Raw genomic sequence first — 18,440 nt, forward strand, 5'->3', positions numbered from 1 at the left:
GGGACGAAACCGCTGTTGCGATTCCCGATTCCCCACTCCCGAATCACAACTCTTCGACCACCACGTTGCGATTGGTATAGATGCAGATATCGCCGGCAATATTGATCGCTTCGGTGGCGATGGTCTTGGCATCCAGCTCGGTGTGCGCCAGCAGCGCGCGTGCGGCCGACAAGGCGTACGAGCCGCCAGAACCGATGGCGATGATGCCGTCTTCCGGTTCGATCACATCGCCGGTGCCGCTGATGATCAGCGAAGTTTCCTTGTCGGCCACGGCCAGCAGCGCTTCGAGCTTGCCCAGCCGGCGCTCGGTGCGCCAATCCTTGGCCAGTTCCACTGCAGCGCGCGTCAGCTGGCCGTGCTTGTCGAGCTTGGCTTCGAACAATTCGAACAAGGTGAACGCATCGGCTGCCGCACCGGCGAAACCGGCCAGCACCTGGCCCTCGCGCCCCAGCCGACGCACCTTGCGTGCATTGCCCTTCATGACCGTATGGCCAAGGGTGACCTGGCCATCGCCGGCGACGGCGACATGCCCACCGCGTCGAACCGAAATGATGGTGGTGGCGTGAACGATATTGGGGTTCTGGCTAGGGTCCATGGATCCTCCGAGGGTTTCCAAGGAGGTGGGGACGCCCCTGCCGGGTTCAAGCACGCCGCGACCAGTCGCCGCAGGCAGGGATGGCGGCGCTCACTTGCGAGACAGCAACACGGTTGCACGCGACATGCAGACCGACCTGCGGCAATGAACCGCACGAATCGATGACGCCGGCTGCCGGCCGCTTACAGCTTGGCGCTCACTCTGCAGCTTTCTTGCGCCTGGCACGCGGATGCGCGGCATCGTAGACCTTGGCCAAGTGCTGGAAATCCAGATGCGTGTAGATCTGGGTGGTGGCGATGTCCGAATGGCCCAGCAACTCCTGCACGCCGCGCAGATCGCCGGACGATTCCAGGATATGGCTGGCGAAGCTGTGGCGCAGCATATGCGGGTGCACGTCCTTGAACATGCCCTGGCGCACGGCCAGCTGCTTGATGCGGATCTGCACTGCACGTTGCGAAATCGCACCGCCGGCACGGCCAGGGAAGACATGGCTGTCGGCGCTTGCACCACTGTCGCGTCGCCACTCGCGCAAGGCGGCGATCGCGTGCGAGCCCACCGGCACCAGGCGCTGCTTGCTGCCTTTGCCGAGCACCATCACCAGGCCGCTGTCCAGGTCCAGGTCGCGCCAGCGCAACGCGCACAACTCGCTCAGGCGCAGCCCGGACGAGTAGAACACTTCCAGCAGCGCGCGGTCGCGCAGGCCCAATGGCGCATCGGTCGGCACTTCCACCAGACGCACGGCTTCGTCGGCGTCCAGCACCTGCGGCAACTTGCGCGGCGCCTTGGGCGCACGCAGCGCCGCCGCCGGGCTGGCCGAAATGCGGCCATGCTTGAGCAACCAGGCGTAATAACTGCGGCATGCCGACAGGCGGCGCTGCAGGCTCTTTGCCGACAGCCCGCGTCGATGCTCTGCCGCAACGAATTGCCGCAAGTGCGCGCTGTCGAGCTGTGCAGTCTCGCCAGGCACTGCAGCGTCCTGCACGCCAGCTTCGGTCGCCTGCTCGGCTGCCCAGACGACCAGGGCCGCGAGGTCGCGCCGATACGCGTCCAGCGTGTGCGCCGATACTTGCCGCTCGACCTGCAGGTACGTCAGGAACTCGTCGACCGATGACACCTCAGCGCTCCCGATTGCGCGGGGTGACTGCCGTCATCTGCAACACGCGCGCGACGCGCGCGCCCTGCAGGTGCAGACAACGCAGAGACTCGACTGCCAACACCTCACTCTCCCTGCTGCAGACGCAGCGCCACCACCAGCGCCCCATGTCGCCAACGTCGGTGTGCGCAGCCATGGGCCTCACACGTCGAAGCGCTGCAACGCCACGCTCAACGATTCGCCCATCATGCGCAGGAACAGCGTGCCCATGCCGGGATAGAACCGGTTGGCATCGCTGCTCCCCACCGCGATCAGGCCGATGCCCGGCAGCGGCAGCAACGCGGTGGAGTGCACCTGCCCCGCTTGTGCGCCGTAAAGCAGCGTGTGTTTTTCAGCTTGCAGGCGGCCGCAGATGGGCTCGCCATCGTTGAGGCAATCGCGAAACGGCGCCAGCCGTGCATCGTCGATTGCGATGGTCTGCAGCCAGTCCGCATCCAGCGCATCGACGGGCTTTAGCAACACCAGCCGCACCAGTTCGCCGTTGAAATCTTCCGCCAGCGAGGCGGCCATCGCCTTGAGCGTGTCGGCCGCGCTGGTCTGGCGCATCAACGCAAGCGTGAGTTGATGCGTGCGCACTGCCAGCCGCTCGTTTTCCTGCGCATTGCTGCCGAGCTCGTGCAGGCGGCGCGAAAGTTCGCGGTTCTTGTCGCGTAGCACTTCCAGCTGGTAGGTGGCCAACGAAGCGGTGGGGCCGTCGTCGCGCGGCACCAGCAAGCTCACCGCCAGATCCGGGAACTGCTTGAGGAAGGTGGGGTGACGTCGCAACCAGGTGGCCACTTCGTGCGCGCCGAATTTGTCCGTGTTCTCGCTCATCGGTTCCATTCTCCATCGAAGACGAACACCGCCGGGCCGGACATGACCACCTGCTCCTGGTCGCCGGGCCAACGAATGCGTAACTCGCCACCGGGCAAGGACACCTGCACATCGCGCTCGACACGGCCGCGTTGCATCAACACCACCGCGGCCGCACAGGCGCCACTCCCACAGGCCAGCGTTTCGCCCACCCCGCGCTCGAACACGCGCAGGCGCACATGCGCGGGGTCGACCACCTGCACGAAACCCACATTGACCGAATCGGGAAACGCCGCGTTCTGCTGCAGCAGCGCGCCTACGCGTTCCACCGGTGCTGCATCGACGCGACCGACTTCGACCACCGCGTGCGGGTTGCCCATCGACACCGCGCCAAAGCGCACGGTCTCGCCGTGCACCGGCAGCGCATATTCGTCGCGCGCATGCGCAAACCCGGCCAGCGGAATCTGGGCGGGCTCGAACTGCGGGACACCCATCGCCACCGCGTAGCGGTCGCCGTCGAGGCGCTCGACCGCGTGCGCGGACATTGGGCTGTCGATGATGAAGCGCTCGCCCTGGGCCGTGCCGTCGCGCACCAGCCAGGCGGCGACACAGCGTGCGCCGTTGCCGCATTGGCGCGCGGCCGAGCCATCGGAATTCCAGATGCCGTAGGCAGCCACCGCACCTTCGCTGCGCGGTGCCTCGATGGTCAGGATCTGATCGCAGCCCACCCCGAAGTGGCGGTCGGCCAGCTGCGCCGCCAGTGCGGCATCCGGTGGCGGCGTACCGTCGCGCAGGTCCAGCACCACGAAGTCGTTGCCGGCGCCATGCATTTTGGTGAAACGCAGACGCCCGCTGCGACCGTCAGCGCTCATTGCCGCTGCTAGCGGGCTGGTCGGTGGTGGATGCGGGCTTGGTATCGCCATCCACCGGCGCAGGCGCAGGCGTGGACTCGTCCAGCGGTTGCGACGCATCCGCCGGCTGCGGCACCGGCTGGGCTTCCACCGGCACCGGCTTCTGCGGCATCACCAGCGGGCCCTTGTTGCCGCAAGCGGCAAGCAGGAGAAAGGTCGCACCAACCAGTGCGAGACGAACAGACGGTCGGGACATGATGCTCATGGGCCGAAGTATAGCCAGAACGCCGTTATGGCCGTGCGCTCGCCGGCGCGCCGCGTTCAGTGCGCACCCGGCAGCGGGCGCGGCGGTGGCTCGGGGCGCAACCACAGCCAGATCGCCACCACGGCCATGCTGCCGATCGACAGGTACTTGACCCAGAACACCGGCACGCACCACAGCATGATCGCGGCGCAGACCGTCATGGTCAGCGTCGCCATCCACTTGGCCTTGCGGCTGACTGCCCGGTAGGTCTGCCATTCCACGATCGCCGGGCCGAAGCGCGGATGCGACAGCAGCCAGTTGTGCAGGCGCTCGGAGCCATGCGAGGCCGCCCAGGCAGAGATCAGGATGAAGACCGTCGTCGGCAGCCCCGGGACGAAGATCCCGACGATGCCGGTAACCAGGCTGGCGTAGGCCAGCAACCACCAGGCCCAGCGGAATCGAGTCGGTCGCGTCATGCGCAAATGATACGGCCAGCGCTGCGGTTTGGTGAGTCGGCCCTGCAGCGATGATTCTATCGCTGCAGAAGGGCGCGCTCTGCGCAGCGGGCGGCGTGCAGCGCGCGCTGGCCGCCAGATCTGCCGCGTCGCCCCACCGCGCTGCGGTCAGATACGCAGCCCCAGCCGCAGCGACGCCTGACTGCGATGCCCGGCTCGCTGCAGGGCGAGGCAGCGAACGCACCACGCCGATAAGGAAAAACGAAGGCGGTGAGGCGGAAGATGGAAGACGCGCAAGCCGCTCGCATCCCAGCGAGCAGCCAGCTCCCGCCCAAGCCATCCGCTGTAACGAATCCCGACTCCCGACTCCCCAATCCCGCCCGTCCAGCTACTTCACGCCCAACTGATCCAGTACGAACGCATACGATTCGGCCAGCTCGCGGTAGCGGCGGAAGCGTCCGGATTTGCCGCCATGCCCGGCTTCCATATTGGTGCGGAACACGATCGGCTGGGTGCCGGTGTTGTCGTCACGCAGCTTGGCCACCCACTTGGCCGGCTCCCAGTACTGCACCTGCGAATCCCACAGGCCGGTGCCCACGAACAGCGCCGGGTACGCCTGCTTGCGCACGTTGTCGTACGGCGAGTACGACAGCATGTACTGGTAATCGTCCTGGGTTTCCGGGTTGCCCCACTCGTCGTATTCGTTGGTGGTGAGCGGAATGCTGGCGTCGAGCATGGTGGTGACCACATCGACGAACGGCACCTGCGCGACCATCACGCGATAGTCCTGCGGCGCCATATTGGCCACCGCGCCCATCAGCAGACCGCCCGCGCTCCCACCGGATGCGGCAACCCGGTCCTTGGCGGCGTAACCTAGCGCGACCAGACCGCGGGTGACATCGATAAAGTCATTGAAGGTGTTTTGCTTGTGCAGCAGCTTGCCGTCGTCGTACCACTGGCGCCCCATTTCCTGGCCGCCGCGGATGTGCGCGATGGCATACACCACACCGCGGTCCAGCAGGCTGATCGCCGGCAGATTGAATGCCGGGTCCATCGACATGCCGTAACTGCCGTACGCATACTGAAACAGCGCCGCGCTGCCATCCTTCTTGAAGCCCTTTTTGTACACCAGCGACACCGGCACCTTGACCCCGTCGCGTGCCGTCACCCACACGCGTTCGGTCACGTACTTGCTGGCGTCGTAGCCGATCACCGGTTGCTGCTTGAGCAACCGGCGCTCGCCGGTCTGGGTGTTGAGCTCGTAGGTGGTCGCCGGCGTGGTCAGCGAGGTGTAGCTATAACGCAGCCAGACGGTATCCGGCTCGGCGTTGACAGATAGACCCATCGAATACGCCGGTTCATCGGCCTTGACGTATTCATGGCTACCATCGCGCATGAGCAAGCGCACACGCTCCAGTCCGCCCGAACGCTCTTCGATGGCGGTGAATCCATCGAACAATTCGAAGTCTTCGATGTAGACGTTGTCGTCGTGCGCCACCCAGTCGGTCCACTGCGTGCGCGTGGTCGCATCGGTGGGCGCAGTGACCAGCTTGAAGTTCCTGGCGTCATCGGCATTGGTGCGAACCACCCAGCGGCCATCGAAATGCTCGGCGTGGTATTCCACATCGCGCTCGCGCTTGGCCAGCACCGTGAAGGTGTCCGGCTTGGCGGCCAGCGCATAGCGGGTTTCCGAAGAAACCGTGCTTTCCACCGCGATGGTGATGTACTTGTCGTCGCGCGTGCGGCCGATGCCCATGTAGAAGCTGTCGTCCTTCTCTTCGTACACCAGCACATCGTCTTTGGACGGCGTGCCGAGCACATGCTTTTTCACGCGCACGGTGAGCAGCGTTTCCGGGTCGTTTTCGACATAGAACAGCGTCTTGTTGTCGTCGGCCCACACCACATTGGCCGAGACGCCTTCCACGGTGTCCGGATAGAGTTCGCCGGTGTCCAGGTTCTTGAAGCGGATGGTGTATTGACGGCGGCCAACGGCATCGTCGGCCCAGGCGAGGATGCGGTTGTCCTGGCTCACTGCGGCATCGCCCACGCTGAAGTAGCCCTTGCCCTGCGCCATCTGGTTGACGTCTAGCAGGATCTGTTCCGGCGCCTCCATGCTGCCCTTGCGACGCGCCTGGATCGGATAATCCTTGCCGGTCTCGAACCGCGTGTAATACCAATAGCCGCGCTCGCGATACGGCACGCTGGCATCGTCCTGCTTGATGCGCCCGACGATCTCGGTGTACAGCGCTTCTTCCAACGGTTTCAGCGGCGCCATCACCTTGTCGGTGTAGGCATTCTCGGCGTCGAGATACGCCAGCACCGCCTTGTCTTCGCGCTTGTCGTCGCGCAACCAGTAATAGTCGTCGTTGCGGGTCGCACCGAACGGCGCCTTGACCACATGCGGGTGCTTGGCGACGTCTGGCGGCGACGGAAGGGCGGCGAAGGCAGGGGATGTGGTCATCAGGCTGGCGATCAGAAGAGTGAGGACGGCTTAATCAGATTGGGGTCCATTGGATGAACGCAATGCCATCCCGGCACCGGAGTGTGGAAGAGCCCCTTGTCGGGCGCCATGTGTCCTGGGTCATGCTGGTCTATCATCGAGCCAATGGATTCCACACTTCCGTACGCAGGCGGCTATAGCCGTCGCAGCCAGGACATCGCCCCGTTTCATGTCATGTCGCTGCTGGCGCGCGCCAATGCGCTCGAGCAGGCCGGCCACGACGTGATCCACCTGGAAATCGGCGAGCCCGACTTCACCACTGCCGCGCCGATCGTCGCTGCCGGCCAGGCGGCATTGGCAGCCGGCCACACCCGCTACACCGCCGCACGCGGGCTGCCGGCGCTGCGCGAGGCGATTGCCGGCTTCTATGCGCAACGCTACGCCTGCAACCTCGATCCGGAGCGGATTCTGGTGACACCCGGGGGGTCTGGCGCATTGCTGCTGGCCAGCAGCCTGCTGGTGGATCCGGGCAAGCATTGGTTGCTCGCCGACCCGGGCTACCCGTGCAACCGGCATTTTCTGCGCCTGGTCGAAGGCGCCGCGCAATTGGTCCCGGTCGGCCCGGACAGCGATTATCAGTTGACCCCTGCGCTGGTGGAGAGCGCCTGGAACGCCGACAGCGTGGGCGCCCTGGTGGCCTCACCGGCAAATCCCACCGGCAGCGTGCTGTCGCGCACGCAACTGGCTGCGCTTTCGCAGGCGCTGCATGCGCGCGGTGGCCATCTGGTGGTCGACGAGATCTATCACGGCCTGACCTACGGCCTGGACGCGCACAGCGTGCTGGAGGTGGACGATGGCGCGTTCGTGCTGAACAGTTTTTCCAAGTACTTCGGCATGACCGGCTGGCGGCTGGGCTGGCTGATCGCACCGCCCGACGCGGTGCCGGAATTGGAAAAGCTTGCGCAGAATCTCTACATCAGTGCCTCGACAATTGCCCAGCACGCCGCACTGGCCTGCTTCACGCCCGAGAGCATCGCCATCTTCGAAGCGCGCCGCGGTGAGTTTCAGCAGCGTCGCGATTACCTGCTGCCGGCCTTGCGTGCGCTGGGCTTCGAGATCGCAGTCGAACCGCAAGGCGCGTTTTACTTGTATGCCGACATCAGCGGATTTTCAGATGATGCGCAGGCGTTTTGCGCGCATTTTCTGGAAACCGAACATGTTGCGTTTACGCCCGGCATCGACTTCGGCCACTACCGCGCCAACCAGCACGTCCGCATTGCCTACACGCAAAGCCTGCCGCGTCTGCAGCAGGCGGTGGAGCGGATTGCGCGTGGGTTGAAGCGGTTGTAGCAGGCTGCGTGACCCGCAGTGCGCTGCACGGACGTTTTGCGTAAGGCGCCGACGCCTTGCGCATTGCGTAGCACGCGCGTTCTCCACTGCGCACCCGCTGACCGCCAACGCCATCGGCAAGGCCAACATCGCGCACGCTTGGGCATGTTGACCCACGACAAAACCCTCTGACGACACGAGGCCGCTGCAAACTGCCAGCGGCCTCGTGTCGCGCGACGCATCATGCCGCATGTGGACGGCGCCTCAGTCGGCCAACCGCTCCCACAGGAAGCTGTACGCCAGCGCGGCCATATGCGCGGCCTGCGCGTTGTTGGCCGCACCGCCGTGGCCACCTTCGATGTTCTCGTAATAGGTCACGTCCTTGCCGGCCTCGATCATCTTGGCGGCCATCTTGCGCGCGTGGCCGGGGTGCACGCGATCGTCGCGCGTGGAGGTCAGGAAGATCACCGGCGGATAGGTCTTCTTCGCATCGAACAAGTGGTATGGCGAGAAGGTCTGGATGAACTTCCAGTCGTCGGTGTCCGGGTTGCCGTATTCGGCCATCCACGAGGCGCCGGCCAGCAGGTGGCTGTAGCGCTTCATGTCCAGCAGCGGCACTTGCACCACCACCGCACCGAACAGCTCCGGATACTGGGTGAGCATGTTGCCGGTCATCAGGCCGCCATTGCTGCCGCCCTGCACGCCCAGATGCTTGGTCGAGGTGATCTTGCGCGCCACCAGATCCTTGGCCACCGCGGCCATATCTTCATACGCCTTGTGGCGGTTCTGCTTGAGCGCGGCCTGGTGCCAGCGCGGGCCGTATTCGCCACCGCCGCGGATATTGGCCACCACGTAGACGCCGCCCTTTTCCAGCCACGCGCGCCCCAGGCCACCGGAGTAATTGGGCGTCATCGAAATCTCGAAACCGCCGTAGCCGTACAGCAGGGTCGGCGCGCTGCCGTCGAGCTTCAAGGTCTTCGGGCGTACCAGGAAATACGGCACGCGGGTGCCGTCCTTGCTGGTGGCGAAGTGCTGCTCGATGGTGTCCTTGCCGGCATCGAAGAACGCCGGCATGGTCTTGAGCGGCTGCGGCGCAGAGCCCACCTCCACCCACGACAAGGTGGTGGGGGTCAGGTAATCGGTGACGGTGAGCCACAGCGCATCGCTGTCGTCGCTATCCACCGCGCCGACATCCACCGTGCCGAAGCTCGGCGCACCGACGAACGCGCTCTTTTTCCAGCCATCGCGCGAAGGCGTGATCACGCTCAGACGGTTCTTGACGTCTTCCAGCACGTTCAACACCAGATGCGACTTGGTCCACGCCATGCCGGCCAGCGAGGTGATCTCGGTGGGTTCGAACAACACATCGAAGTTGCGCTTGCCGGCCATGAAATCGTCGAAACGCGTGGCCAGCAAGGTGCCGGGTCTGTAGGTCTTGCCACCCACCGTCCACGGCTCGCGCAGCTCCAGCGTCAGCCACTGGCGCTTGACCGACTTGCTGGCCGAATTGGGCACGTCCACCTTGACCAGCTTGCCGTCGGCGCCCTTGAGATACAGCTCGTCGTTGTAGAAGGCCAGCGTGCGGCTGACGAAATCGCGTTCGAAACCGGGCGTGTCGTCATGCATGGCCGCGATGTACATATCGGTCGGCTTGCCTTCGTACACCACGGTCGCAGCAGTCAGTGGCGTGCCGCGCTTCCACTGCTTGGCGATGCGCGGGTAGCCGGAGCTGGTCATGCTGCCGGCGCCGAAATCGGTGAACACGTAGACGGTGTCCCGGTCGATCCAGCCCAGCCCGCCCTTGGACTCGGGGCGGAAGAAACCGTCCTTGACCCATTGCTTGCTGCCCAGATCGAACTCGCGCGTGACATCGGCATCGGCACCGCCGCGCGACAACGCGATCAGGCAGCGCTGATAGTCCGGGCGCAGGCAGTCGGCACCGTGCCACACCCAGTTTTCGCCTTCGGCCTTGTTGAGCGCATCCAGGTCCAGCACCGTTTCCCACTTGGGCGAAGCCTTGCGGTACTCGTCCAGCGTGGTACGCCGCCACAGGCCGCGCTCGTGCTGCTTGTCCTTCCAGAAGTTGTAGTAGAACGCGCCGATCTTCTGCACGCCGGGAATCTTGGCGTCCGAATCCAGCACTTCGCGGATGCTGGTTTCCATCTGCTTGAACGCCGGCGTGCTGGCCAGCCGCGCCTCGGTCTTGGCGTTCTGGGTCTTGACCCAGTCCAGCGGCTTGGCGCCGGTGACATCTTCCAGCCAGGCGTAGGGATCATTGGACACGGGGGGTTCCTCTGCAGAGACGGCGCCAGCGGTGATCAGGCCGGCAACCAGGCAGATCGAGGCGAACTTGGACATGAATGTTTCCGGAAACACGAATGCCCGGAACGTAGCACAGCGCCCCGCCGGCCAACCCTGCCGAAGGTCAGGCTGCGCGCGCCTGTGTCGCCGTACGCGAAGCGCTGCGCCGGCGCTGGGCCTGCGGGCCACGCCGCCGGGGCGCAACACGGTGCGCGCCACGCGTTGCCAACGAAGGCAGGGCAAACCGGTGCAAGCTCCACCACGCCAGCATCGGCATGCCGACCAGCCACAGCGGCAACCAGCCGATCCACTCGCTGCTGCCTCGCGCGGCCGGCCAGACCAGCACCAGGGCCAGCCCGGCCAGGGCGATCTGCCGCACCGGGCGAAGCACGCGCGGGTCGGGACGTTCGGAACGGGAAGCAGGACGATGCGACATGGCGGCACTCCGTGGCAGGAAGGATCACAACAGGCGCGCAGGATTGCCGCAGCCCATCTCACAGGCTGCGACCTTGACGCGGGCATCCTGCGGGGCGCGATTGGGGTGCCTGCCCAGGCGCGTCACCGGCCTCCACGAGTGCTGCTGCCCCCTGCAACGTCGGCGCGCGGCACCGGACCGACGCGGCGCGGCCAGCCGGTCGGTCGCGGCGCCAGCGCTTGATCGGCGCCCGCCAGCCGGCCCCAGCCGCCCGGCGTCTGCCGCAGATTGCCCGGCTGCCGATGCCAGACGGGACCGTTGACGCGAACTTGCCCCCTGCATGCGGTAGTGTGCTGCTCCGACTGCCTCTTTGTGATGTTGCGATGCGCCTGACCGTTACGATCGCCCTCGCTGTTCTGCTCGTCCTCGGCCTGCCCGTGGCACATGCCAAGGACACGTCCGCCACGGAGCCGGCAATCGACCTGTCCAAGATCATGGGCACCTGGTACGTGATTGCGCGCATGCCCAACGCGGTCGAGCGTGGCCACGTCACCAGCCGCGACGAATACACCCTGGTCGAAGACGGCAAGGTGGCGGTGCGCTATCTGTACCGCGACGGGTTCGGCGAACCGGAAAAGCAAGTCAATGCGCGCGCCTCGGTGGATGCCGACAGCGGCAACCGCGACTGGCGCGTGTGGTTCTACAAGGTCATCCCGGCCAAGCAGCGCATCCTGGAGATCGCCCCCGACGGCTCGTGGATGCTGATCTCCTACCCGGGCCGCGACCTGGCCTGGATCTTCTCGCGCAAGCCGGACATGAGCCGCGACCAGTACCGCATGTTGGTCAACAAGATGCGCGACGACTATTCCATCTATACCGACAAACTCAAGCGGGTACCGCAGCTGCGCGAACAGGTGGACCGCCTGGGCTTTGAAGTGCCGAACAAGCGCTAGCGCGATCGAACGTCATCCGTTGGAGGTGTGGCTTGAAGGTTCAGTACTTGGAGATCGTTACCTGCAACACGGAGGAGGTCTGCGCCGCCTACGCGATGCAGGGCGCTGAATTCGGCGAGCCGGTACCCGAACTGGGTAACGCCCGCACCGCACACCTGGCCGGCGGCGGCCTCGTCGGTGTTCGCGCACCTCTGCGCGAGTCGGAACGGCCCGTTGTTCGCCCCTACTGGCTCGTCGAAGACATCGAGTCGGCTGTTTCGGCCATCGTGGAGGCAGGCGGCACGGTCGCAGTCCCACCGATGGAACTTCCCGGCCGGGGTCGATGTGCCATCTACCTGCTCGGCGGAAACGATCACGGCCTGTGGCAGCGCTAGCTCCTGCGATCGTGCCTGTCGCGCGGCCTGGCAATTCGTCCAAGGCGACGCCGCTTCGCGGCTCGGCTAATCCAGGTATCAGGCCCCATGCCGGAGCAAACCACAACTGACAGCATCGGCCTGGTCGTTCGGGTCGGCACGCGTGTCCAGGTCACGCATCTCCACCAGTCCACTGTCTGCCACCTGCCGCAACTGGAAAGAGACCGGCTTCTCTCGATGCTCGGCGAAACGTTCGAGGTTTACGAGGTGGATCGGTGGGGACAGGCCTGGGTAGAGAAGCAGTGGCATCAGAGTGCGGATTTGGCTGACTTCCACTGCCTGGGCTTGCAGCCGCAGCAGATGCTCGCGGTGCAAGATGGGCCCTGACACGTCATAAGGCCGAATCCGCTTCGCACCTCGGCCACTTCAGGCTTTGGACGCCATTGATCGCATCTGCGCCTACCAGGGCTGATGCAGCTTCCAGACGCGTGCACGTGCCTGCCGCAACTGCCACCATGCCGTATGCGTCAACTGTCTACCACGCTCAGTCGTAATTGCTCAGCGCCAGCGACAACAACGCCTTGGCCTGCTCGCGCAGCGACATGGGCTCGACAATTTCTGCGTCCGAGCCGTAGTGCAGCACGTCCATCAGCAATTCGCGCGAGTTGCTGTAGGGCAACTTGAGCTCGTAGCGGCCATCGGGCAGAAAGCGGCCCTGCTGCTTGGAATGCCAATGTTCGTCGGCAACCCAGCGCGCGGCCTTGGAGCTGAACACGGTGGTCGCCCACCCCTTGGGCGCCCCGGAAAAAATGCCGTAGCTGGCGGCAAGCTGCTCGTCCAGTTCGCTGTCGGGCACATCGCGCGGCGCCGCATCGAGCAGACGCGCGTGGTTGATGCGGTCCACCGCAAAGCTGCGCACGCCGTCGCGACCGTGATCCCACGCGTCCAGATACCAGTTGTCGCGGTAATGGGTAATGCGCTGTGGCGACACCGTCCGCTTGGTCGATTCGTCGGTGGAACGCGCACGATAGTCGAAGCTCAGCTGCTTGCGCTCCAGCACGCCGGAGGCCACGGTGCGGAAGCTGGCTTCGTCCAGCTTGCGGCCGCGGTGTGGAATGACCCGCACCCGATCCACCGGCCACTGCGAGACGCCGGCCTGGGCAGCCAGCAGTCCTTCGATGCGCTGCTGCAGCGGTGCCAGCATCGAAGACAACACCCCGCCGCCGGTGCGCGCGAGCAGCTGTTGCGAGGCCAGTAGTGCGTGCAGTTCTTCCGAACTCAGCCACAGGCCGGGCAATTCGAAGCGGTCGCTTTCGCCGGAGAGATAGCGAAAGCCCGATTCGCCGTCGCCTTCCACCGGTGCCATCAGCGCGTCGCGCAGAAACGCCAGATCGCGGTAGACAGTCGCGCGGGAACAGCTCAGCTCATCCTGCAGCCGCGCAACCGTGACCGGGTAGCGTGCCGATTTGAGCAAGCGATGCAGGGAGTTGATGCGTTCGTAGCGGTCCATGCGTCGATTATGTCCGAGTCTTTGCGCGGCGGGGTGAGCATCGCGATGTGACGGCAGGCAGACAGCGGCAAGCGCCCGGAGGATGTGCGATGCAGCGGCCTGGTCTGTTGGGTCGGTCGCACAGCCACTGCGTGGCGGGGTCGTGCGCGCGGTCGCGCAGGCCCGGGTGGCAGGCATCGCCGATAACGCTGGCACGCGACCCGCTCGGGCCGCTCAGGCTCCTGCCACTTGGCTGGCCAGAAGTCCTGATGACATCGCCAGGCCGCCTGCCATGCGCACGCGCACCCGCGCAGGTCGCTGCGGTTCACGCCGGGCATTCGCCCCGAACCACCATTCATTCCCCTGACAACGACCTCGCAGGTCGCTCCAGCCACTGCGACCACATCGCCGACCGCTTCCAAGATCGCCTTTCATCGCCGCGCCCGTCTGCAGGGCCGCTCCGGTCCATGCCGCCTTCGGCGTCCCAACCGGCAATGAAGCGGATATTCACTTGGCGATGACGTCACCGCACAGTCCGTTATCATGAAATCGCTTCCACCCCTCTCCCGCCTTCCAAAGCGAGCTGCCCATGTCCCGCCGTGTCCCGTTGTCTGCCCTGTTGCCGCTGTTGTTGATCACGCCCTCCGTCTGGGCCCAGGCAGTCGCACCGGTGCCGGCAGACCCGGCCGCCGTGGTGCTGCCGTCGCCGTGGAGCGGCAGCAGCGGCGAGCTCGGCTACGCAGCGGCGCATGGCAACAGCACCACCGACAGCCTCAACGGCCGCGTGCGCCTGCGCTACACCGACGGTGACTGGATCCATAGTCTGGATGCCACCGCGTTGCGCTCGAGTTCGGAATACACCAACACCAACGACGACGGCAGCACCACGCGCGAGCGCCAGACCACCGCCGAGCGTTACACCGGCAGCGTCGGCAGCGCACTGCAGCTGGGCGAACACCGCCAGCTCACGGCCACCGGCCGCTACGAACACGACGACTTCGCCACCTACGACCGTCTGGCCACCTTCGGTATCGGCTATGGCACGCGCCTGATCGACGCCGACCGCTTCTACCTGGATGCGCAGGTGGGCCCGGGTGTGCGCCGCGCGCACAACAGCGACGAAGACCGTAACGAAACCGGGTTGATCGGCCGCGGCCTGTTCGACCTGAAGTACACCGTCACCGACAACACCGATCTGATCAATACGCTGCTGGTGGAATCGGGCGAGTACAACACCTATGCGCAAAACGACTTCGGCGTGCAGGTCAGCATGAACTTGCACTTTGCGTTGAAGGCGGCGTGGCAGATGCGTCACAACAGCGACGTCAGCGACGGCGACAAGAAGACCGATACGCTGACCACGGTCAATCTGGTCTACACGTTCAAGTAAACAACCGCGAACGGTAGGAGCGGACCTGGCCGCGAGGGCGTTCCCGATAAAGCCTCTCGCGGCCAGGGCCGCTGCTACGAAGAGCGGGCGCTGCGTGGGGGCGGCATTGCGTGTGTAGCGGCTAGGTCTGGAGCTTGCGCTTGGGCGCCGGCGTCGATGTCGGTCGCGTTACACGTTGACGCGACAGCGCGTTACAGCTCGGCCAGCAGCTGCGCGGCGCCCTTGTCGAACAGCCCTTGCGCAACGCGGCGGCCAAGCGCTTCGGTATCTTCGGCGCTGCCGTGCGCATCGGCGTGGATCAGGCGGCCGTCGCTGGCGCTGCCCACCATGCCCTGCAGGAACAGGCCCTGCCCTTCCCAGCGCGCGAAGGCGGCCACCGGCACATGGCAGCTACCGTGCAGGGCGCGGTTCATGGCGCGCTCGGCTTCCACGCAGGCACGCGTGCGGCCGGCATCCAGCACCGCCAGCAGACTGTAGATGCGTGCATCGTCGCCACGGCATTCCACCGCCACCGCGCCCTGCGCAGGTGCCGGCAACCATTCCGGCGCGTCCAGCCGCGCGCTGATGCGTGCTTCCAGCCCAAGCCGTTGCAGGCCGGCGCAGGCCAGCACGATGGCGTCGTAGCCGCCGTTGTCGAGCTTGGCCAGCCGCGTGTTGACGTTGCCGCGCAGGTCGATCAATTCCAGATCCGGGCGCGCGGCACGCAACTGCGCCTGGCGACGCAACGAGGAGGTGCCCACGCGCGCGCCCAGCGGCAGCGCCTGCAGGCTGGCGTAGAGATTGGACACCAGCGCATCGGCCGGGTCGCCGCGTTCCAGGATGGCCGGCAGCACGAACGGCGCGTCCAGTTCCATCGGCACGTCCTTGAGCGAATGCACCGCGCAATCGGCCTCGCCGCGCAACATCGCCAACTCCAGCTCCTTCAGGAACAGGCCCTTGCCGCCAATGGCGGCGAGCGACCGGTCCAGCATTTCGTCGCCGCGGGTGCTCATCGGCACCAGTACCACCTCCAGGCCGGGATGGTGCTGACGCAGCGCGGCGGCGACATGTTCGCTCTGCCAGAGGGCAAGCGGGCTTTTGCGGGTGGCGATACGGAGCGTGGTCATGCCGGCATTATCGCGGAGCCGGCACCGAACTCACAGTTGGCGTAGTTGATCGCGCAGGCTGGCCACGCAGCGACGACTCACCTCCAGGGTCTGCGGCACGTTGCGCAGCACCGCGTGGACCTGGCCATCGCCGCTGCGGCGCAGTTCCACCAGTTCATCGCGGGCCACCAGGCAATTGCGATGGATGCGCACCAGGCGGTTGGCAAATTCGTCTTCCAGCGATTTCAGCGACTCTTCGATCAAGTCCTCGCCGCGCGTGTGATGGACGATGACGTACTTCTCTTCGGCCTGCAGGTAGCGAATGTCGCCGATGGCGATCAGCCGCAGGCTGCCGCGCAGGCGCGCGCACAGATGGGTGCGCAGCGGCCTGGCCGCGGTGCCGGGCACGCGGCCGGCCAGGAAGGTGGCGACTTTTTCCAGTGCAGATGCCAGCCGTTCCGGGCGCACCGGTTTCATCAGGTAATCCAGCGCGGCCGCGTCGAACGCCGACAAGGCATGCTGGTCGTAGGCGGTGCAGAACACCACCGCCGGCGGCGGCTGGCCTTGCCGCAGCAGCCGCGCGGTTTCCAGGCCGTCCACGCCGGGCATGGCGATATCCAGCAGCACCAGGTCCGGGCGCAGCTGTTCGCACTGCTGCAGCACTTGCTGGCCGTTTTCGGCCTCGCCGATCACCTCGACCTGCGGATGCTCGCCCAGCAGCATGCGCAGGCGCTCGCGCGCCAGTGGCTCGTCATCGGCGATCAGCACCCGCACTTGCGTGGCCGTCATGGACTCCCCCTCGCTGCAGTGACTTTCCCCTCACGGCAGCGGCAATGTGATCTCACAGGCATAGTAGCCTTCAGCCCAGCTGGCCGCCATCCGTGCCCCGGCGCCGAACTGGAACGCCAGCCGGTGCGAGATGCTGGCCTGGGCATGCCCGGCGCCGGCCAGCAGCGGCAACTGGGTGCCGGGCTGCGGCGCCGGGTTGACGATGCGGATCTGCAGCTGGTTGCCGCGCTGACGCAGCGACAGGTACAGCGTACCGCCTTCGGGCATGCGCGAAACGCCATGCAGTACCGCATTTTCGACCAGCGGCTGCAGCACCAGGCGCGGCATCGGCAGCTCCCACGGCAACGGTTCCTGGCGGTGCCAGCGCACTTGCAGGCGCTCGCCCAGGCGCAGCGATTCGATTGCCAGATAGCGTTCGGCCAGTTCGCATTCGGCACGCAAGGTGGAGACGCCCTCGCCGGCGCCGAGGGCGGCGCGGAACAGATCCGACAGGTCCAGCACCGCCTGTTCGGCCACCACCGGATCGCGCCGCAGCAGGCTGACGATGAGGTTCATGCTGTTGAACAGGAAGTGCGGGCGAATGCGCGCCTGCAGGGCATCCGCCTCGGCGCGTGCATTGGCCTGCACCTGCGCCTCCCAGCGGTCGCTGACATAGAAGTAGCGCAGCGCCAGCGCAGTGATCAGCACCACCGTGGCCGCACTGCCGAGCGTGAACCGCCAGAAGCCGACCTGCGCGCCCAGCGGGACCTGCCCGAGCACCGCATACAGGCCATGCACGATGCCGGCACCGAGCATCGCCACCACGGCAGCGATCAGCAAGGCGCTCAGCCCGCCCAGCCGTGGCGGCAATCGCGACAAGGTGGGCCGCAACACGCACAGCAGCACGGTGACCGCCAATGCCAGCCACAGCGCCAGGCCGCTGGCGGAGAGGAACCGCGACAACGTGATGTTGCGCGCGCCGGCGTCGGGGACCAAGGTCACCACCAGCACCACCAGCTCGGCCAGGCCCAGCATCGCGCCCAACCGCGGCAGCCGGCACAGGTCCGGCATCCAGGCGATCTGCGGTGCGCGCTGGGCCATGGGCTCAGGCAGCGGTGAAGCGCGCCTGCATCCAGTCGCGCAAGGCCTCGATCTCTTCCAGGCAGACCTGGTGGCCCATCGGGTAGGTGTGCCAATCCAGTGCGAAACCCAGCGTGCGCAAGGTCTGCATGCTGGCCTGGCCGGCCGCGAACGGCACCACCGGGTCGGCCGTGCCATGCGCCATGAACAGCGGTTGGCGCAGGGCGGCCGGCTGCAACTGGCTGGCGGCCGCGGCCGGATCCGGCAGATAGGTGGACATGGCGATCAGCCCGGCCAGCGGCACGCTGCGCTGCAGGCCAACGGCCAGGGTCACGGCGCCGCCTTGCGAGAAGCCGGCCAGCAGGATGCGCTCCGGCGCGATGCCGCGGCTCTGCTCATGGGCGATCAAGGCCTCGACCTGGGTGACCGATTCGGCGATGCCGGCCTTGTCGGCGCGCTGGGCGAAATCCATGCCGACGATGTCGTACCAGCCGCGCATGCGCACGCCATTATTGATGGTGATCGGGCGGATCGGCGCATGCGGGAACACGAAGCGCAGCGCGGGCCACTGCGGGCGTACCAGCTCGGGCACCATCGGGGCGAAGTCGCTGCCATCGGCGCCCAGGCCATGCAGCCACAGCACGCTCCATTGCGGGTTCGGTCCGGTCTCGCGTTCGATCACTTCCAGCATCATCCAGCTCCGCTTGCGGGCTGGGCATTATGCCTTGCGCGAGGGGTGGGCCAGAT

General features: G+C 66.0%; 19 protein-coding genes. 5 read left to right on the forward strand and 14 right to left on the reverse strand.

What is annotated here, in order from left to right; translation table 11 throughout:
- Window positions 1-43: 43 nt before the first annotated feature.
- From hslV to LN450_RS00310, 7 genes are all read right to left on the reverse strand, one after another.
- A complete protein-coding gene (gene hslV / locus LN450_RS00280; protein WP_005997221.1) occupies window positions 44-595 on the reverse strand; it encodes an ATP-dependent protease subunit HslV in 552 nt (183 codons plus the stop codon).
- A gap of 196 nt (window positions 596-791) precedes the next feature.
- Entirely contained in the window at window positions 792-1,709 is a 918-nt protein-coding gene (gene xerC / locus LN450_RS00285) for a tyrosine recombinase XerC (RefSeq protein WP_008571702.1), read from the reverse strand.
- A 180-nt stretch (window positions 1,710-1,889) separates the two neighbouring features.
- Complete coding sequence (locus tag LN450_RS00290; protein ID WP_011346312.1) at window positions 1,890-2,561, reverse strand: DUF484 family protein; 672 nt, start codon at window positions 2,559-2,561, stop codon at window positions 1,890-1,892.
- On the reverse strand, window positions 2,558-3,412 hold the full coding sequence (gene dapF / locus LN450_RS00295; protein WP_011346311.1) for a diaminopimelate epimerase: 855 nt from the start codon (window positions 3,410-3,412) through the stop codon (window positions 2,558-2,560). The genes LN450_RS00290 and dapF overlap by 4 nt, the downstream gene beginning before the upstream one ends.
- A complete protein-coding gene (gene lptM / locus LN450_RS00300) occupies window positions 3,402-3,656 on the reverse strand; it encodes an LPS translocon maturation chaperone LptM (protein WP_008571698.1) in 255 nt (84 codons plus the stop codon). The genes dapF and lptM overlap by 11 nt, the downstream gene beginning before the upstream one ends.
- 56 nt (window positions 3,657-3,712) lie before the next feature.
- Window positions 3,713-4,111, reverse strand: coding sequence for a YbaN family protein (locus LN450_RS00305; protein WP_008571697.1), 399 nt, complete (start codon window positions 4,109-4,111; stop codon window positions 3,713-3,715).
- Between the two features lie 367 nt (window positions 4,112-4,478).
- Complete coding sequence (locus tag LN450_RS00310) at window positions 4,479-6,551, reverse strand: S9 family peptidase (protein ID WP_011346310.1); 2,073 nt, start codon at window positions 6,549-6,551, stop codon at window positions 4,479-4,481.
- A 144-nt stretch (window positions 6,552-6,695) separates the two neighbouring features.
- Here LN450_RS00310 and LN450_RS00315 point away from each other — a divergent pair, with 144 nt between their 5' ends.
- Window positions 6,696-7,880 carry a pyridoxal phosphate-dependent aminotransferase gene (locus LN450_RS00315; protein WP_011346309.1) on the forward strand — a complete coding sequence of 395 codons (1,185 nt, stop codon included), beginning with the start codon at window positions 6,696-6,698 and terminating at the stop codon, window positions 7,878-7,880.
- Between the two features lie 243 nt (window positions 7,881-8,123).
- Here LN450_RS00315 and LN450_RS00320 read toward each other — a convergent pair whose 3' ends face one another.
- Both LN450_RS00320 and LN450_RS00325 read right to left on the reverse strand, forming a co-directional pair.
- Entirely contained in the window at window positions 8,124-10,217 is a 2,094-nt protein-coding gene (locus LN450_RS00320) for a prolyl oligopeptidase family serine peptidase (RefSeq protein ID WP_011346308.1), read from the reverse strand.
- 67 nt (window positions 10,218-10,284) lie between these two features.
- The gene (locus LN450_RS00325) at window positions 10,285-10,596 is read right to left on the reverse strand and encodes a hypothetical protein (RefSeq protein WP_011346307.1); all 312 of its coding nucleotides are present in this window, start codon (window positions 10,594-10,596) and stop codon (window positions 10,285-10,287) included.
- A gap of 362 nt (window positions 10,597-10,958) precedes the next feature.
- Between LN450_RS00325 and LN450_RS00330 the strand changes: the two genes are divergently transcribed.
- The 3 genes from LN450_RS00330 (at window position 10,959) to LN450_RS00340 (ending at window position 12,268) form a co-directional block, all read left to right on the forward strand.
- Entirely contained in the window at window positions 10,959-11,528 is a 570-nt protein-coding gene (locus LN450_RS00330) for a lipocalin family protein (RefSeq protein ID WP_008574341.1), read from the forward strand.
- Between the two features lie 32 nt (window positions 11,529-11,560).
- On the forward strand, window positions 11,561-11,902 hold the full coding sequence (locus LN450_RS00335) for a VOC family protein (RefSeq protein ID WP_039416992.1): 342 nt from the start codon (window positions 11,561-11,563) through the stop codon (window positions 11,900-11,902).
- 87 nt (window positions 11,903-11,989) lie between these two features.
- The gene (locus LN450_RS00340; protein WP_011346306.1) at window positions 11,990-12,268 is read left to right on the forward strand and encodes a hypothetical protein; all 279 of its coding nucleotides are present in this window, start codon (window positions 11,990-11,992) and stop codon (window positions 12,266-12,268) included.
- Between the two features lie 157 nt (window positions 12,269-12,425).
- On the opposite strand, the gene LN450_RS00345 is transcribed toward LN450_RS00340, so the two are convergent.
- The gene (locus tag LN450_RS00345; RefSeq protein ID WP_039416990.1) at window positions 12,426-13,391 is read right to left on the reverse strand and encodes a helix-turn-helix transcriptional regulator; all 966 of its coding nucleotides are present in this window, start codon (window positions 13,389-13,391) and stop codon (window positions 12,426-12,428) included.
- A 568-nt stretch (window positions 13,392-13,959) separates the two neighbouring features.
- Here LN450_RS00345 and LN450_RS00350 point away from each other — a divergent pair.
- Window positions 13,960-14,760, forward strand: a complete 801-nt coding sequence (locus LN450_RS00350; RefSeq protein ID WP_011346304.1) for a DUF481 domain-containing protein — start codon at window positions 13,960-13,962, stop codon at window positions 14,758-14,760.
- Window positions 14,761-14,951: 191 nt separating this feature from the next.
- On the opposite strand, the gene hemC is transcribed toward LN450_RS00350, so the two are convergent.
- From hemC to LN450_RS00370, 4 genes are read right to left on the reverse strand one after another with little or no spacing between them, the layout of a single operon-like run.
- Complete coding sequence (gene hemC, locus LN450_RS00355) at window positions 14,952-15,866, reverse strand: hydroxymethylbilane synthase (protein WP_011346303.1); 915 nt, start codon at window positions 15,864-15,866, stop codon at window positions 14,952-14,954.
- 30 nt (window positions 15,867-15,896) lie between these two features.
- Window positions 15,897-16,634: a LytR/AlgR family response regulator transcription factor gene (locus tag LN450_RS00360; protein WP_011346302.1), complete on the reverse strand. Its 738-nt coding sequence runs from the start codon at window positions 16,632-16,634 to the stop codon at window positions 15,897-15,899.
- Between the two features lie 30 nt (window positions 16,635-16,664).
- A complete protein-coding gene (locus LN450_RS00365) occupies window positions 16,665-17,714 on the reverse strand; it encodes a sensor histidine kinase (protein ID WP_008574347.1) in 1,050 nt (349 codons plus the stop codon).
- A 4-nt stretch (window positions 17,715-17,718) separates the two neighbouring features.
- Window positions 17,719-18,387 carry an alpha/beta hydrolase gene (locus LN450_RS00370; RefSeq protein ID WP_011346301.1) on the reverse strand — a complete coding sequence of 223 codons (669 nt, stop codon included), beginning with the start codon at window positions 18,385-18,387 and terminating at the stop codon, window positions 17,719-17,721.
- Window positions 18,388-18,440 lie beyond the last annotated feature (53 nt).

This window comes from Xanthomonas euvesicatoria pv. euvesicatoria (genome assembly GCF_020880415.1).
GTDB lineage: Bacteria > Pseudomonadota > Gammaproteobacteria > Xanthomonadales > Xanthomonadaceae > Xanthomonas > Xanthomonas euvesicatoria.